Below are 17215 nucleotides of genomic sequence, written 5' to 3'. Positions count from 1 at the left end.
CCGGGTGCTACCGCTATCGTCTGCGGTGTTGTGCTCCCGAACGCTCCGCGGTCCGCGGGCGCCGACGAGAGCCCCCACGCAGGAGCCCCCTTCGTGGGACACCCGGAGCAGGAGAAGGTCCCGTGAGCGCCGATATCGACCCGACCGAGGCCATCCCTCAGGTCACGGCCGAGATGATCGCCAAGGCGGCAGTCCAGCCGGCTGCGGCACCGTCCGCCGAACCCGCCGCCGAGCCGGCACCCGGGCCGAGGCCCGGGTCCGCCGCCGAGCCGCGCGGGGCGACGTCCCCTGCCTCGTTGTCGGCGACGCGCCCGGTCAGCTCGCCCGCGCGGTCCGCGTCCACGACGTCCGACGGGCGCCGGACACAGGCCCCGCGTGCGGCGTCCGGTGACACGACGGCGCAGCAGGCGCGGCCGGTCGCGGAGCAGCCCGCCGCTCCGGACGCGGTGCTCGGCGACCGGAAGGGCTCGTCGGCCTTCGCCTCCTCGGAGCCGTACGGCGAGCGGCACGCCTCGGCCGGTCACATCGCCGCGTCGCACCTGTCCTCGCTCGTGCAGATCCCCACCGTCTCGTCGTGGGACCCGCAGCACGTCGACCACGAGTCGTTCGCCAGGCACCGGGCGGCGCTGGCGGCGTTCTATCCCCGCGTGCACGCCCTGCAGAGCGAGCCGGCGGGTGACCACGGTCTGCTCTACCGGTGGCCGGGCCGCGGGCGGCAGGACGTGCTGCACCCGTTCCCCGTGGTCCTCATGGCCCACCAGGACGTCGCACCGGTCCAGGCCGCGGACTGGCCGACCAACCCGTTCTCCGGCGAGATCCGCGACGGGGTGGTGCACGGCCGCGGCACGCTCGCCGACAAGGGTGGGCTCGTCGCCCTGCTCGACGCCGTCGAGACGCTGCTCGGCGACGGTTTCGTGCCCGAGCGGGACATCTGGCTGTTCTTCGGTGCGGACCAGGAGACGGCGGGCGAGTCCGCGCAGATCGCCGTCCGGCGCCTGTACGAGCTCGGTGTGCGCCCATGGCTCGTGATCGACGAGGGCGGCGGCGTCGTGACGGACGCCTTCCCGGGGCTGAGCCGGCAGGCGGCGATGGTGGGGGTCGCGGAGAAGGGCCTCGTCGGCGTCAACCTGTACACCTCCGACGTCGGCGGGCATGCCGCCGTGCCAGGCAAGCAGTCGGCCACGACGCGTCTCGCCCGTGCGATCACACGGGTCACCCGCCATCGCTTCGCGGCGAAGGTCAACGCGCCGACGGCTCAGATGCTGGACCGCGTCGCGCCCGGTGTGAGCGGTGCGAAAGGCCTGGGGCTCAAGGTGGCGACCAGGCTGGCCGCCGGGCCCCTGCGCAAGGTCGCCGCCTGGCTGCTCGCCGGAGGCGGTCCGGAGGCCGCGGCCCTGGTCCGGACGACCGTCGCGGTCACCGAGCTCCAGGGGAGCGCGGGGGCGAACGTGGCGGCGTCGTCGGCTCGTGCTCGCCTGGACGTCCGGGTGGCGCTCGGCGAGACGGTGGACCGGACGGTCGCGCGGCTGCGCCGGGTCATCGGCGACAAGAAGGTCGTGCTCGAGGTGGTGCAGAGCAGCGAGCCCAGCGAGGTCTCGCCGACGGACAGCCAGCAGTTCACCCTGCTCAGCGAGGCGATCGGCGCGTCGTATCCCGACGCGGTGGTGGTGCCCTACGTGCTGCTCACGGCCTCCGACTCGCGCACCTTCACCCCCATCAGCGACCACGTCTATCGGTTCAGCCCGTTCGTTCTGTCACGCGCTCAGCGGCAGTCGATTCACGGCGTGGGCGAGCACGTGAGCGTTGATTCCTTGGGCCGCGGCGTGCATTTCTATCGTGAGGTACTGCGCAAAATACCCGGCTGACCAGCACATTCAACAAATCGCCGAAAGTGGACTAAGTTCTCCCTTTACACAGAAGAGGGAGGCGTCCATGAGCAGCTCCGCCCTGCCGCCCGCGGTCCCGGGCGGGTCGCGTTCGCCGGTGCACGTCAACGTCCACACGTACCCCGCGCAGCTGCAGTATCCGCCGCGGACGTATCTCGTGTTCGCCGTCCTGGTGACAATTTTCTGCTTCCCGCCGACGGGTTTGGTCGCACTGGTGAGCGCGCTGCGCGTGAATGCCCTGTGGAAGGCCCAGGAGCACGACAAGTCCAGGAAAGCGTCGCGCCGCGCGCGCAACTGGGGGCTCCTGTCGCTCGCGATCGGAATCGTCGCGGTCATCGTCGTGGTGTTCTGGTCGAGCATCAACTACCTGAACCTGTAGCAACTTCACCCCCAGTTCGCCACGTATCACACGATTGCCCCTGCTGCGCCGGTGGGACGAGCGGGTAAAGTGCGCGGCTATGAGTGCGACACGGCGCAAGGGTTCGCGGGGTGGTCGTGCTGCGTCTCGCGCTGGTGGTCCCCCCGCATCGAATGCGCTCACGTGGGCGGAGAGCCTCGCGGCCGGAGAGGCCGCGCCCGGGGCCAGCGCCCTCGAGTGGGCCGAGAGTCTCGCGCAGAGCGAGCCAGCACCGATCCCCTGGGGCAGTGCCTCGGGTGCCGGTGCCCCTGCGGATCCCACCCCTGTCGACGACACGACAGGCACCCCATGGGGACACGTGCCGCCGCCCGTCATCGCGGACGGCGAGAGCGACGGCGACGCCAATCCATGGGGTTCCGTAGCGGCCGCCGAACCCGCCGTGACGCGCGGCCGGGGCAAGAACGCGGGTGGCAAGAGCGGCAAGGCCGTGAAGTCGCGGTCGAAGGGCAAGGGCGCGAAGTCCGGCACGAAGGGTGCGCCGAAGTCGGAGTCCGCGCCCACCCCGGCCGGTGGCTTCCCGCTGAACCCGGTCCCGGTGGCCGAGGACGACTACCAGGCCGAGGCGCTGCCGGACGAGGCAGGCACGGTGCACCGTCCCGATGTGGCCGAGCCTGGCGACGCCCTGCTCGCCGGGCCGGGCGAGCCGGAGCCGCGCACGGCCGATCCGCACAAGGCCGAACCGAGAAAGTCCGAGTCGAGAAAGACCGAGTCGCGCAAGGCGGGCAAGCAGCGCCCGAAGGGCCGCCTGTCGGCCCCCGACACCGCGCAGCAGAAGCGGATCAAGCGAACCCTGAGCCGGGGTCTGCCGAAGCTGCTGGACAAGACGCTCGTGCTGGTGCTCGCCGGCGTGACCGCCGCAGCGCTCGGCCTCGGCACCGGCTGGGGGATGACCACCCTCCAGGGCGGCGAAACGGCGCTCTCCACCACGGACGCCGCATCGTGCGCCCAGACACAGATGGCGTGGACACAGGCAGCCAACGCGCAGTCGGCGATGGTCGAGGACCAGCCCGAGACCCTGCGCAAGGGATTCATCAACGCCCGCAACGCCCTGCAGGGCGTCACCCCGCCCGAGGCGATCGCAGGGGACTGGGCGATCGCCTTCACGTACTACTCGACGGTCGCCAACAACATCGAGAAGGTGAAGGCGACCGACGGCCCCGCTGTGAGCGACGCGGTGGGCGGGGCGCAGCAGGAGCTCGACACCGAGGCGATGGTCGAGGCGTCCCGGCGTGTGCAGGAGTTCGTGGCCTCCAACTGCCGCGGGTAGGCCTCCCGCGTGGTGACGGGCGGGCGTCTGCGGGCAGGATAGGTCCGTGCTGCCTCCCGTGACCGACCGTGCCCTCGTCGACTCCCTCCATGACGACCTGGTCGCCTCCGACTACGACGTCGACGGTGTCGAGCGATTGCTGGGCCCGGTCGCCTCCGCGGCGCTGCACCGCGAACAGTCCCTGCCGGCTCGCCGTGCGCTGGCCGCGCTGGGTGCCACGCCGTCGTCGCGGCCCGACCCGCTGGCCACCCTCGCGGGCCTGTTCCTCCTGGGCGGGGCCGTGCCGCGCTCGGCCCTCGACCGGGCGCTGCCCGGGACGGGGACCGCGGGTGCGGAGCGCCTCGGCCTGGTCGCCGCCCAGGGCACGGGGGACGACGACGAGGTGTACGCCGTCGTGGACCTGCGCCCCTACTCCTCGGTGGACGCCTTCGGCGACGCGAGCTGGTGGCTCGCCTCGGACCTCGGCGAGCTCGTCACCGGCGGACGCCTGGCCACGGACCACGTGCTGGGCGCGGGCGGTGCCTCCCTCACGCTCGCGCAGGTGACGGTGCGCAGCCCGACGGGCAGGGTGCTCGACCTCGGTACCGGCTGCGGCATCCAGGCCCTGCACGCGGCGCGGCACGCGCAGCACGTGGTGGCGACGGACATCTCGCGGCGGGCGCTGGCCTTCGCGGCGTTCAACGCCGCGCTGAACACCCGGGGCGGGACGGAGCTGGAGCTGCGGCACGGGTCGATGCTGGAGCCGGTCGCGGGGGAGCAGTTCGACCTCGTCGTCTCCAACCCGCCGTTCGTGATCACCCCGCACGCCGGGGCGGCGGGGCGAGCGCTCGCCGACGCGCTCGGCGACTACGAGTACCGCGACGGCGGCAGGGCCGGCGACGACCTGGTGCGGGACCTGATCCTCCACGTGGGCGACGTGCTCGCGCCGGGTGGCACCGCGCAGCTCCTCGGCAACTGGGAGCACCGCAGGGGTGAGCCGTGGACCGAACGGGTCGGCGCATGGCTCGACGACGCGGGCCTGGACGGCTGGATCATCCAGCGCGAGGTCCTCGACCCCGCCGAGTACGCCGAGACGTGGATCCGGGACGGCGGCACCACCGCCGACCGCGAGCCGGACGCCTGGGCAGCGGCCTACGGCGCATGGCTCGACGACTTCGAGTCCCGGGACGTCGAGGCGGTCGGCTTCGGGCTGGTGACCCTTCGTCGTCCGCTGTCCGGTCCGGCCACGCTGCGGCGCCTGGAGGAGCACACGGGTTCGGTCCGGCAGCCGCTCGGCGCGCACATCGCGCGCAGCCTCGCGGGCCACGACTGGCTCGCGGCGCGCGACGACGCGGCGCTCGCCGCGTCGCGCCTGGTCACGGCCGCCGACATCACCGAGGAGCGCTATCTGACGCCCGGCGCCGCCGACCCGAACATCGTCATCCTGCGGCAGGGGGACGGCCTGGGGCGTGGTGTGCAGGCGTCGAGCCCGCTCGCCGCGCTGGTGGGTGCGTGCGACGGCGAGCTGTCGGTGGGGCAGATCGTCGGAGCCCTCGCGTCACTGTTCGACGTCCCGGTCGGCGACCTTGCCGCAGAGCTTCTCCCGGCTGTCCGCCGTCTGGTTCGTGACGGTTTCCTTGCAGAATGACGCAAGAAGGCCATCATCAGCCCCGCTGTAGGTGGTCCATCCGTTTCGCGGACGTAACTTTCGGTCGCGCGCACCGATAAATCTTGTTCAGAACAGAGACATCTGGTGCTATGACAGATATTTTCCACCGTGTGGAACTCGACATGCGGCACTTGAGGATGGTCGTCGCTGTTGCCGAGTCGGGCAGCGTCACAAAGGCGGCCGCTGCTCTCGGCATCGCGCAGCCGGCGTTGACTGCGCAGCTCAACCGCATCGACCGGTCGCTGGGCGGGAACGTGTTCGTCCGCGACCGCTTCGGTGCGCGCCCGACCGAGCTCGGTGAGCTGATACTGCGGCACGCGCGCGTGCTGCTCCCGGCGATGTCGGCCCTCGCCGACGACGCCGAACGCCTCGTCAACGGTGACGTGGCAAAGGGTGAGACGGTCCGGGTGGGCATCACCGGCACCGCGCTGGGCGGCCTCTTCGTCAACCAGCTCCACATCGCCATACCCGGCGCCCAGGTCACCACGGCCATGCCCCATCTCGCCGACGACGTGGCGTCCCGGCTCGCTCGGGGCACCATCGACGTCGGGCTGGTCGGGATGTGCTCGGACGTGTCACCGCCGTCCGCGGGTGAGGTCGCGTGGACCCGGGTCTGCACCGACCCGATGTTCGTCCTCATCGATGAGCACCACCCGTACGCGGGCAAGCCGGAGGTCTCGCTCGCCGAGCTGGCCGAGGAGCAGTGGCTCTGCGTGCCCTCCCAGGGCTGCCTCGAGGAGTGCTTCGTGTCCGCGTGCGTGCGCGCGGGGTTCACCCCGCGCGGCATGGGCGAGGCCGAGTGGACCATCGCCGTCGACCAGGTGCGGGCGGGGCGCGCCGTCGCGCTCGTGGAGCCCGGGCAGCTCGACCCGCCGGGCGTGGTGACGGTGCCGCTCACCGGGGCGCCCCTGCGGCGCACGCACTACCTGGGCTGGCGGCACGACGCCGACCTGCGTGTGGACCTGGAGGCCGTCGAGGGCGCCGCGCACCGTGCGCACCGGGACGCCGTGCGGCGCAGCCCCCAGTACGAACAGTGGCTGGCGATGTACGGGATGCTCGGCTGAGCCGGAGCGGAACCGCAGGGTCAGCCGATACAGGTAGGGGCTGATCTGACGTCCGGCCGGTTTGCACTCCATATGAAATATGTATGACCTGAGTGTGATCTGTACGTGACGTCCGACTCCTCCTAGGTTGAGCGCACGGGTGAATAGTCGCCCTCAGGTGGTCTTTTCACCTGCTCTCCGACACAAGGAGTCGCTGAGATGAGTCGTACTTCCCTCCGGGGTCTCGCCGTGGCAACCGCCACCGTGGGCCTCTTCGCCGGCACCATCAACGCCGTCGCAGCCGCCCAGCCCGACGCCGAGGCCGCGGCGCGGTACGCCCCTGGCATGGTCGCCGCGATGGAGCGCGACCTCGGCCTGAGCACCGCCGAGGCCGTGGCGCAGATCAAGGCGCAGGAGGCCCTGGCGGGAACGCAGCGGAGCCTGGAGAGGTCGCTCGGTGCGTCGTCCTACGCCGGCGCGTGGGTCGAGGGCACCGACGAGCTGCACGTCGCGGTGACCGACGCCGCCGACGCGGCCGCGGTACGCGCGGCCGGAGCGACTCCCGTGACCGTGAAGAACTCGCTCGCGGCGCTCGACGCGTGGACGGCGGACCTCGACGGCGCGCTGTCCGAGTCCGACGTCGCCTCGTACTACGTGGACGTCGAGACGAACGAGATCGTCATCGACGTGGTCCGGGGCGCCAAGGCGGACGTCGCCGCCGCGGTCGCCGAGGCGGGCGTGCCCGCCTCCGCCGTCACACTGTCCACCGCCGCGGAGCGGCCCAGGACGCTCATCAACGTGATCGGCGGCAACGCCTACTTCATCGGCGGCTCCCGCTGCTCGGTCGGCTTCGCGGCCACCGGCGGCTTCGTCACCGCGGGCCACTGCGGTTCGCGCGGTGCCACCACCAGCCAGCCGAGCGGCACCTTCCAGGTGTCCTCGTTCCCGGGCAACGACTACGCGTACGTGAACGTCGGCTCCGACGACACCCCGATCGCCTCGGTCAACAACTACAACGGCGGCACCGTGAACGTCTCGGGCTCGTCCGCGGCCGCGGTCGGCGCGACGGTCTGCCGTTCGGGCTCCACGACCGGCTGGCACTGCGGCACCATCCAGGCGCTCAACGCGACCGTGAACTACGCGGAGGGCAGCGTCTCCGGCCTCATCCGGACCAGCGTCTGCGCCGAGCCGGGCGACTCGGGCGGTTCGCTGCTCGCCGGCACCCAGGCCCAGGGCATGACCTCCGGCGGTTCGGGCAACTGCTCCTCCGGTGGCACCACGTACTTCCAGCCGGTGGGCGAGGCGCTGAGCGCCGCCGGTGTGTCCCTGCTGACGAGGTGATCCAACCCCGCTAGTGCGGCACTTCCTCGTCCGAGGGGCGGATAGGGCCATCCCCTATCCGCTCTTCGGCATGCCCGCATATTGCTCCGATATGTCCTAATCGGTATCTGGGAGTTTCCTGGACGCGACCCTACGCTTTGCCGCACTGGGTGAATTCATTGCCCCGACGACAAGGAGTCGCTGGACATGAGACGCACATCCTTCAGAGCGATCACCGTGGCCACAGCCGCTGCGACGCTCCTCGCCGCCAGCATCACCGCCGCTACCGCAGGCACTGCCGCCGGTTCCGACAAGCCCTCCGTTGCCGGCTACGCCCCCGGCATGGTCGCAGCGATGGAGCGCGACCTCGGCCTCACCACCGCGCAGGCGGTGGACCGCATCAAGATCGACAAGGCGCTGTCCGAGAAGCAGCACACCATCGTCAAGGCCCTCGAGACCGGCTACGCCGGGGCGTGGGTGGACGGCAGCGAGCTGTTCGTCGCCGTCACCGACAAGGCAGCAGCCGCCAAGGTCCGTGCCGCCGGTGCCAACGCAGTCACCGTCGACAAGTCGCTGAGCCAGCTCGAGCGGCTGGCCACCAAGGCCTACCGGGCTGCTCCGGACGCCAAGGTCGCCGCCTCCTACGTGGACGTCGAGTCCAACTCCGTGGTCGTGGAGGTGGCGAAGGGAGCCAAGGGCGCCGTCGCCGCCGCCGTCGAGCGGGCAGGGCTCTCCGCCGTCTCCGTGGTCGAGGTCGCCGCGATGCCGCGCACCCTCATCAACGTCATCGGCGGCAACGCCTACTACATCGGCGGCGGACGCTGCTCGGTCGGCTTCTCGGTCACCGGTGGCTTCGTCACCGCCGGACACTGTGGTTCGCGCGGCGCCACCACCACCCAGCCGAGCGGCACCTTCCAGGTGTCCTCGTTCCCGGGCAACGACTACGCGTACGTGAACGTCGGCTCGGACGACACCCCGATCGGGGCGGTCAACAACTACAGCGGTGGCACCGTCAACGTCGCGGGCTCGACCCAGGCCGCCGTCGGCGCGTCCGTCTGCCGCTCGGGCTCCACGACCGGCTGGCACTGCGGCACGATCCAGGCGTTCAACGCCACGGTGAACTACGCGGAGGGCAGTGTCTCGGGCCTCATCCGTACCAACGTGTGCGCGGAGCCGGGTGACTCGGGCGGTTCGCTGCTCGCCGGCACGCAGGCCCAGGGCATGACGTCGGGCGGCAACGGCAACTGCTCCTCCGGCGGCACCACGTACTTCCAGCCGGTGAACGAGGCCCTCAGTGCCGCGAGCGTGACGCTGCTCACCGGCGGCGGTGGCACCACGCCGCCTCCGGGCTGCGCGAGCCAGGAGACGGCGTTCAGCGGTTCGCTGAGCAGCGGCGCCTCCACCTACAAGCCGAGCAGCAGCGGCTTCTCGTCCGGGGCGGGCACCATCACGGGCTGCCTCGACGGCCCCAGCGGTGTCGACTTCGACCTCTACCTGCAGAAGCTCTCCGGCAGCACGTGGTCGAACGTCGCACAGGGGATCACCTCGGCCCCCGACGAGAGCGTGAGCTACTCGGGCACGGCGGGCACCTACCGCTGGCGTGTGCTCTCGTACTCCGGCTCGGGCTCGTACACGGGCGGCTACTCGACCCCGTGACGGCCTGACGCCCGACCGTCGTAGAGCGCCTGCCCGAGACTTCCTGGTGATGCCGGGGAGACCCGGACAGGCGCTCTACCTCGACGGCCGGGCGTCTGTCACGGGCGTGCCGTCGACTGGCGGACCAGGAGGAGGAGCGCGAACGCGGCCAGCGTCACCGCCACCACGCCGAGCATCCCGCCCATGTAGGCGGTCAGGTCCCCACCCAGCGGCAGGCCCCATCCGTCGCCCCGCACGCTGCCCAGGGCGCCGACGGCGAGCGCTCCGGTGCCGGCCGCGCCGAGCAGCAGCAGTGCGGCAGCGCCGGACGTCCCCGGCTGCGGTCCGTCCTGCGGAGCGTCCAGGGACGACGGCGAGCTCAGCGCGCACACCGCGGCACCCCAGGCGAGCACCACGAGGATCGCGGCGACGACGTCGGAGGGCCGGTGCCACTGGCCGATCAGCGTGGACACGCCGGTGGCTCCCGTGTATGCGGCGCCGGCCACCGCGACCACGGGCCGCCAGCGCCGGGGGACCGCGATGAGCAGCCCGGCCGCGATGGACGCGGCTACCGTCGTGTGCCCGCTGGGCAGGGTGTTGATGTCCGCTCGCGGGACGTCGAGCAGCGCGGGCCGGTCGAGCACCGCGTGCTTGAGCACCTGCGTGGTGAGGTTCGAGCCGCCCACCAGGATCGCGACCTGCACGGCGAGCCACCACCGGCCGCGGGCCAGCGCGAGGATCACGGCAGCCGCAAGGCCGAGGCCGATGAACGAGTTCGACACCACTCCGAGCACCGGTTCGGCGAGCTCCCAGAGGGTGTTCTGACCGCGCGCCGCGCCCTCGAGCGCGAGCTGGTCCGCACGCTGGCCGAGGGGCGACGCGACGAACGTGTCCCACGTCGCCCACACCGCCCAGAGCGCGACCGCAGCCACGATCACGGCGGTGATACGGGGCGCCGCCCGGGGCCGGCGCCTCGGTGTCCGGGGACCCGCGTAGTGGGTGCTGCTCTCGTCCTGGGCGGAACCGTCCGGCCCGGCGGGCGGCGGGTACGCCTTCGCCGTCCCGACGACGCGGCCGTGCGCGGGCCGCGGATGATCGGGCAGCGGGAGCGTCTGGTCCGTCATGGTCCCCACCGTAGGGGAGGCTGCTGAAGAGACGGTGTGTCCGGTGTAACGCTCCGTTGTTCATCACACCTCGGCACGTCGCTCATCACGCCTTGGGTGAAAATCACCACGGTCATGCGGGACCACCGGGCAACCGGCTGTCGGCCCGGATAGGGTGCGAGCCGTTGTGTCTGGCGTACCGTGAACTCTCCAACGGCGCTCGACGCCCTCCCCAGACCCCGCAGGAAGCAGGCAGGACCGGATGTCCCAGGCACGCAAGCTCGTGATCGTGGAGTCGCCCACGAAGGCTCGCAAGATCCAGAGCTACCTCGGCGACGACTACGAGGTCGAAGCCAGCGTCGGGCATATCCGCGACCTCCCGCAGCCCAAGGACCTGCCCGCGGAGATGAAGAAGGGCCCGTACGGCAAGTTCTCGGTCGACGTGGACAACGGGTTCGACCCGTACTACGTGGTGCACGCGGACAAGAAGAAGAAGGTCAGCGAGCTCAAGAAGGCTCTGAAGGACGCCGACGAGCTCTTCCTCGCGACCGATGAGGACCGCGAGGGCGAGGCCATCGCCTGGCACCTGATCCAGGAGCTCAAGCCCAAGGTCCCGGTCAAGCGCATGGTGTTCCACGAGATCACCCGCGACGCGATCCTCCGCGCCCTGGAGAACACCCGCGAGCTGGACCAGGACCTCGTGGACGCCCAGGAGACCCGGCGCATCCTCGACCGCCTGTACGGCTACGAGGTGTCGCCGGTGCTGTGGCGCAAGGTGCGCCAGGGCCTGTCCGCCGGCCGCGTGCAGTCGGTGGCGACGCGTCTGGTGGTCGAGCGGGAACGCGAGCGTATGGCGTTCGTCTCAGCGGACTACTGGGACGTCGCGGGTACGTTCGCGGTGGCCGACGACGGCGGCGCCGCCTCGGGCCAGCCCTCCTTCCGCGCCCGGCTCACCCAGCTCGCCGGCGCCAAGGTCGCCTCGGGCCGTGACTTCGACGACCGCGGGCGGCTCAAGGTCCGAACGGGCGTCGTGCAGCTCTCCGAGTCCACCGCGACCGCCGTCGTCTCCGGGCTCCAGGCCGCCGACTTCTCCGTCCGCAGCCTGGAGACCAAGCCGTACACGCGCCGTCCGGCGGCGCCGTTCACGACCTCAACGCTGCAGCAGGAGGCGGGCCGCAAGCTGCGGATGTCGTCGCGTCAGGCCATGCGCACCGCGCAGGGTCTGTACGAGAACGGCTACATCACCTACATGCGTACCGACAGCCCGTCGCTGTCGGCAGAGGCCACCAGCGCCGCGCGCCGCCAGGCCGCGGAGCTGTACGGCCCCGAGTACGTGCCGGGCGCGCCGCGCCTCTACCAGTCCAAGTCGAAGGGTGCCCAGGAGGCGCACGAGGCGATCCGCCCGGCGGGCGACTCGTTCCGGACCCCTGCGCAGGTCGCCGGCGAGCTGAGCGGCGACCAGTTCCGCCTGTACGAGCTCATCTGGAAGCGCACCGTCGCGTCGCAGATGGCCGACGCGAAGGGTTCGACGGCGTCCGTCCGGCTCGGCGCGACGATCGTCGGCGGCGAGCAGGACGGCAACGAGGCGGTGTTCTCGGCGTCGGGCACGGTGATCTCGTTCCGCGGGTTCCTCGCGGCCTACGAGGAGGGTGCGGACGCCGACACCGAGGCGGCCGAGGGCGCGGCGGCCAAGGAGACTCGCCTGCCGACGATGTCCGAGGGTGACGCGCTGACCGGTACGGACCTGACCGCCGACGGCCACTCCACGTCGCCGCCCGCGCGCTACACCGAGGCGTCGCTGGTCAAGGCGCTGGAGGAGCGCGGGATCGGCCGCCCGTCCACCTACGCGGCGACCATCTCGACCATCCAGGACCGCGGCTACGTGATCACGCGCGGCCAGGCGCTGGTGCCGACGTGGCTCGCCTTCGCGGTGATCCGCCTGCTGGAGGAGCACTTCGACCGGCTGGTCGACTACGACTTCACCGCCACCATGGAGGCCGATCTCGACCAGATCGCCGCCGGGTCGCGCGAGCGGGTGGCGTGGCTCAAGGAGTTCTACTTCGGCGAGGCGCCGGGCAACCTCGGCACGTCCGACGAGCTCGGCGTGGACAGCGACGGCGGCGGTCTGCGCGCGCTCGTGGCGAACCTCGGCGAGATCGACGCCGCCGCGATCAACTCAGTTGACATCGGCGAGGGCATCCGCGTGCGGGTGGGCCGCTACGGCCCGTACCTCGAGGACCTCGCGGCCGAGGTCGAGGAGGGCAAGACCCCGCCCCGCGCCTCGGTGCCCGACGACGTCGCGCCCGACGAGCTGACCGTCGCCAAGGCGCGCGAGCTGCTCGCGGCGGGGGCCGACGACGGCCGCGTGCTCGGCACGCACCCCGAGACGGGCAACCCGGTCATCGCCAAGAACGGCCGCTACGGCCCGTACGTCACGGAGCAGCTTCCCGAGCCGGACCTCGACCCGGACCTCTCGGCCGCGGCGAAGAAGCGGGCGCTGGCCGCCCTGCCCAAGCCGAAGACGGCGTCGCTGCTCAAGACCCAGTCCCTGGACTCGGTGACCCTGGAGGACGCCCTGCAGCTCATGTCGCTGCCGCGCGTCGTTGGCACGGACCCGGAGTCGGGCGACGAGATCACGGCGCAGAACGGCCGCTACGGCCCGTACCTCAAGAAGGGCACGGACTCGCGCACCCTGCCGTCCGAGGAGGCCATGTTCACGGTCACCCTCGAGGAGGCGCTGGAGATCTACAAGCAGCCCAAGCGGGGCCGTGGGCGCACGGCCACCCCGCCGCTGCGCGAGCTCGGGGACGACCCCAACAGCGGCAAGCCGATCCAGGTCAAGGACGGCCGGTTCGGCCCGTACGTGACCGACGGCGAGACCAACCGCACCCTGCCGCGCGACGTCACGCCGGAGTCGATCACCGCGGAGCGGGCGATCGAGCTGCTCGCGGAGAAGCGTGCCCAGGGCCCCGCCAAGAAGCGCACCACACGGGCGTCGACGGCCAAGAAGCCGGCCGCCAAGAAGGCCCCGGCCAAGAAGCCTGCCGCCAAGAAGGCGTCGAGCTCGAGCAAGTAGCACGGGTCTGGCGTGCGGGTCGCTCCGGCGGCCCCCGCACGCCGGACCCGTTCCCCACCCGGTGGGTGTCGGTGGGCGCGGTTAGGGTTGCCGCGTGAACGAACCGGGCTACTTCATCTCCTTCGAGGGCGGCGAGGGCGTCGGCAAGTCGACCCAGTCCCGCCTCCTCGGCGACTGGCTGGCCGACCTGACCGGCCGCGAGGTCGTGCTCACGTTCGAGCCCGGCGGCACCGCGCTCGGCAAGGAGCTGCGGGCGGCGGTCATGCACGGCCAGGACATGGGTCCGCGGGCCGAGGCGCTGATCTACGCCGCTGACCGCGCCCACCACGTGGAGACGGTGGTGCGGCCGGCGCTGGGTCGTGGCGCGGTGGTGATCACCGACCGCTACCTCGACTCGTCCGTCGCCTACCAGTCCGGCGGCCGCGACCTGCCGAGCCACGAGGTGGAGCACCTCTCCCTGTGGGCGGCGAAGGGCCTGCGGCCGGACATCACGATCCTGCTCGACCTCGAGCCAGGGGCAGCGGCGGCCAGGCGTGCCGGGGCCGACGGCAAGGGCGCCCTCGACCGGTTGGAACGTGCGGGCCTCGAGTTCCACACCCGGGTCCGGGACACGTTCCTCCAGCGAGCGGCCGCGGAACCGGGGCGCTGGGTGATCCTTGACGCTGCACTGCCCGTCGACGACATCCAGGCACAGATCAGGGTGGATCTCTCGGCCCGGCTGGGCCTCACACCGGTCGTCGCCGAGGCGGGTGCCCTCGCCGAGGCAGCAGCCGTCGCAGAGGCCGATGCCGCCGAGTCCCGCGGCGAGGACCACTCATGAGTGTGTGGGACGACGTCGTCGGGCAGGAGCACGCGGTCGCCACGCTCCAGAGCGCCGTGGCGAACCCGACGGCGATGACGCACGCGTGGCTGGTGACCGGCCCGCCGGGCTCCGGACGGTCGGTGGCGGCCCGTGCCTTCGCGGCAGCGCTCCAGTGCACCCAGGGCGGCTGTGGTGTCTGCCAGGCGTGCACGACGACCATGGCAGGCACCCACCCGGACGTGACGCTGCTGGCCACGGAGAAGGTGGTCATCGCGATCGACGAGGTGCGGGACCTGATCATGACGGCGTCCCGGTCGCCGTCCGGCGGGCGCTGGCGCGTGATCGTGATCGAGGACGCCGACCGCATGGCGGAGCGCACCACGAACGTCCTGCTCAAGACGATCGAGGAGCCCCCGCCGCACACGGTGTGGGTGCTGTGCGCGCCGTCGGTCCAGGACGTCCTGCCGACCATCCGGTCGCGCTGCCGTGCGGTGGTGCTGCGCGTCCCCCCGCCGCAGGCGGTCGCGGACCTGCTGGTGCGCCGCGACGGGGCCGACCCGGCGATCGCGCTGAGCGCGGCCCGCGCGGCCCAGAGCCACGTCGGCCTCGCGAAGCGGCTGGCGCGCGACGCCGGGGCGCGTGAGCGACGTACCGCCGTGCTGAGCATCGCCCGGCGCATCCGCGGGGTCGGGGACGCGGTGCTCGCCGCCGGTGAGCTCGTGGACGTCGCCAAGGCGGAGGCCGTGTCCGCCACCCAGGAACGGGATGCGGCCGAGAAGGCCGAGCTCATGCGTGGCCTGGGCGTGGCCGACGGCGAGACCCTGCCGCCGCGCCTGCGGTCGCAGCTCAAGCAGCTCGAGGACGACCAGAAGCGGCGCGCGACGCGGCATCAGCGCGACGTGCTCGACCGCGCCATGGTGGACCTGCTCTCCCTGTACCGGGACGTGCTCGTGGTGCAGCTCGGCGCGGACGTCGACCTCGTGAACGCCGAGCTCGCGGAGACGGTGCGCCTCCTGGCCGCCGACTCCACCCCTGAGCAGACGGTGCGGCGGATGGACTCGATAGGCGTCGCGCGTACCCGCCTGGACGGCAACGTGGCCCCGCTGCTCGCGCTCGAGGCGATGGCCATAGCCCTGCGCCCGCAAGGCTGACCGCCGGGGTGGTCGAGCACCTGCGGATCTGACCTGTGAAGATTTGGCGCGGGTGAAGCTGGACCACCAAGGCAGATTGTCCCGATTGGCGTCCGTGGTTAGGCTGCGGACGCCCCCAGAGCTTTTCCGTGCGACAAGGAGTCCACCGCCCGATGAGGATCCTCCTGCTGGTCTCAGCCTTCAACGGTCTCACCCAGCGGGTCTGGTGTTCCCTGAGGGAACAGGGGCATGACGTCGGAGTCGAGCTCGCCCCGACGTTCGAGTCGGGTGCCGCCATGACGCGGGCCGTCGAGCGTGCGGACCCCGACCTGATCCTGTGCCCGTTCCTCAAGCACCGCGTGCCGGACACGATCTACGACCGCTGGCCGACCGTCATCGTGCACCCGGGTCCCGTGGGTGACCGCGGGCCCTCGTCGCTGGACCACGCGATCCGCGACGGCCGGGACCGCTGGGGCGTCACCGCGCTGTCCGCCGTCGAGGAGCTGGACGCCGGCCCGGTCTGGGCCACGGCGGTGTTCGACATGCCCGACCAGCCGATCGCGAAGAGCGCGCTCTACAACAGCCGCGTCGCGGATGCCGCGATGGCCTGCATCGGTGAGGTGGTCCGCAAGGTCGCCGACGGCGAGCGGCCGATCCCAGCGGAGGCCTGCCTGCGGATCGTGCCCGTCGACGGCGAGCTGCCGCTGCTGCGCCGCGAGGACTTCCGCATCGACTGGAGCCGTCCCGCGGACGAGCTGGAGCGCCTCGTCGCCGCGGCCGACGGCGCGCCCGGTGCCCCCGCGGGCATCAACGGCCGGTCGGTCTGCGTGTTCGACGCGGTCGCCTCGCCCGAGCACACGGGTGCAGCCCCCGGCACCGTCGTCGGCCGCAACCTCGACGCGGTGGCGATCGCCTGCGGCGTCGGCACGCTCTGGGTCGGCTACGCCGCCGAGCTCAGCGGCCGCCGCGGCGCCAAGCTCCCGGCAGCCCAGGTGATCGACACGAGCGGCGCACCGTTCCGCCGTGTCCCGGACGCCCTGGCGGAGACGACGTACGTGCGGGACGGCGCGGTCGGGTACCTGACGTTCCGCTCGTACAGCGGCGCGATGTACACCGAGCAGTGCCGCCGCCTGACGAGCGCCGTCGAGAAGGCCCTCACCGAGGACACCCGGGTGCTGGTCATCAAGGGCACCGAGCACGCGTTCTCCAACGGGATCCACCTCGGCACCGTCGACGCGTCGCCGGACCCGGCGGCCGAGGCCTGGGACAACATCTGCGCCATCGACGAGCTCTGCCTCGCCATCGCGACCGCCGAGCAGCTCACGGTCGCCGCGTTCACCGCGAACGCGGGCGCGGGCGGCGTCATGATGGGCCTCTGCGCGGACGTGACGCTCGCCCGTGAGGGCGTCGTCCTCAACCCGTACTACGACATGGGGATCTACGGCTCCGAGCTGCACTCCTGGAGCGTCCCGGCCCGGGTGGGCGAGCACCGCGCGTCGCTGCTGCTGAACCGCAAGCTGCCGATCTCGGTCGCCGAGGCGGCCCGCATCGGGCTGATCAGCGCCGTCGGACCGCGCGAGTGGGGCGAGTTCAACACCTGGCTGTCGTCGGCCGCCCAGGGGTACGAGGAGCCCGCGACGCTCGGCTGGATGCTGGCCGCGCGCGCGGAGCGCCGGGCGACGGACAAGCCGCTGTCGTACTACCAGACCATCGAGCTGGCCGAGATGGCGCGCGACTTCTTCGACGACCGCAACGCCTTCTCGGTGCACCGCCGCGCGTTCCTGCGCAAGACGGCCGCGGACGCCACCCCGGAGAAGCTGCGCTTCTCCACGGCCCGGGTGTGAGTTCGCCGCCAGCGTGATGGTCGGTAAAAGGTCAGGTGTTCGG

Annotated in this window: 12 protein-coding genes; 11 read left to right on the top strand and 1 reads right to left on the bottom strand. The window is 71.9% G+C overall.

The features are described from left to right. Positions 1–122: 122 nt before the first annotated feature. From ACFWE2_RS13230 to ACFWE2_RS13200, 7 genes are all read left to right on the top strand, one after another. Complete coding sequence (locus tag ACFWE2_RS13230) at positions 123–1865, top strand: M20/M25/M40 family metallo-hydrolase (protein WP_377224686.1); 1743 nt, start codon at positions 123–125, stop codon at positions 1863–1865. A 67-nt stretch (positions 1866–1932) separates the two neighbouring features. Next, complete coding sequence (locus ACFWE2_RS13225) at positions 1933–2265, top strand: CD225/dispanin family protein (protein ID WP_357451046.1); 333 nt, start codon at positions 1933–1935, stop codon at positions 2263–2265. Positions 2266–2602: 337 nt separating this feature from the next. Then, positions 2603–3571, top strand: coding sequence for a hypothetical protein (locus ACFWE2_RS13220; RefSeq protein WP_377224685.1), 969 nt, complete (start codon positions 2603–2605; stop codon positions 3569–3571). A gap of 46 nt (positions 3572–3617) precedes the next feature. Then, positions 3618–5198, top strand: a complete 1581-nt coding sequence (locus ACFWE2_RS13215; protein WP_377224684.1) for a methyltransferase — start codon at positions 3618–3620, stop codon at positions 5196–5198. Between the two features lie 143 nt (positions 5199–5341). Next, entirely contained in the window at positions 5342–6283 is a 942-nt protein-coding gene (locus ACFWE2_RS13210) for a LysR family transcriptional regulator (RefSeq protein WP_377224683.1), read from the top strand. A gap of 198 nt (positions 6284–6481) precedes the next feature. Further along, positions 6482–7603 (top strand): S1 family peptidase, encoded by a 1122-nt coding sequence (locus tag ACFWE2_RS13205; protein ID WP_377224682.1) that lies wholly within the window; start codon positions 6482–6484, stop codon positions 7601–7603. Positions 7604–7789: 186 nt separating this feature from the next. Then, positions 7790–9238 (top strand): S1 family peptidase, encoded by a 1449-nt coding sequence (locus tag ACFWE2_RS13200; RefSeq protein WP_377224681.1) that lies wholly within the window; start codon positions 7790–7792, stop codon positions 9236–9238. Between the two features lie 98 nt (positions 9239–9336). On the opposite strand, the gene ACFWE2_RS13195 is transcribed toward ACFWE2_RS13200, so the two are convergent. Then, positions 9337–10341 (bottom strand): phosphatase PAP2 family protein, encoded by a 1005-nt coding sequence (locus tag ACFWE2_RS13195; protein ID WP_377224680.1) that lies wholly within the window; start codon positions 10339–10341, stop codon positions 9337–9339. A 241-nt stretch (positions 10342–10582) separates the two neighbouring features. Between ACFWE2_RS13195 and topA the strand changes: the two genes are divergently transcribed. The 4 genes from topA (at position 10583) to ACFWE2_RS13175 (ending at position 17172) form a co-directional block, all read left to right on the top strand. After that, a complete protein-coding gene (gene topA / locus ACFWE2_RS13190) occupies positions 10583–13396 on the top strand; it encodes a type I DNA topoisomerase (protein WP_377224679.1) in 2814 nt (937 codons plus the stop codon). 94 nt (positions 13397–13490) lie between these two features. Beyond that, positions 13491–14216, top strand: coding sequence for a dTMP kinase (gene tmk, locus ACFWE2_RS13185; protein WP_377224678.1), 726 nt, complete (start codon positions 13491–13493; stop codon positions 14214–14216). Continuing rightward, positions 14213–15349, top strand: a complete 1137-nt coding sequence (locus tag ACFWE2_RS13180; RefSeq protein ID WP_377224677.1) for a DNA polymerase III subunit delta' — start codon at positions 14213–14215, stop codon at positions 15347–15349. The genes tmk and ACFWE2_RS13180 overlap by 4 nt, the downstream gene beginning before the upstream one ends. Before the next feature lie 152 nt (positions 15350–15501). Beyond that, positions 15502–17172, top strand: a complete 1671-nt coding sequence (locus ACFWE2_RS13175; RefSeq protein WP_377224676.1) for an enoyl-CoA hydratase-related protein — start codon at positions 15502–15504, stop codon at positions 17170–17172. Positions 17173–17215: the final 43 nt, after the last annotated feature.

It is taken from the genome of Promicromonospora sp. NPDC060271, from assembly GCF_042726755.1.
Lineage (GTDB): Bacteria > Actinomycetota > Actinomycetes > Actinomycetales > Cellulomonadaceae > Promicromonospora.
The sequence above is the reverse complement of the archived record's forward strand: the minus strand, read 5'-3'. Positions and strand labels throughout refer to the sequence as shown.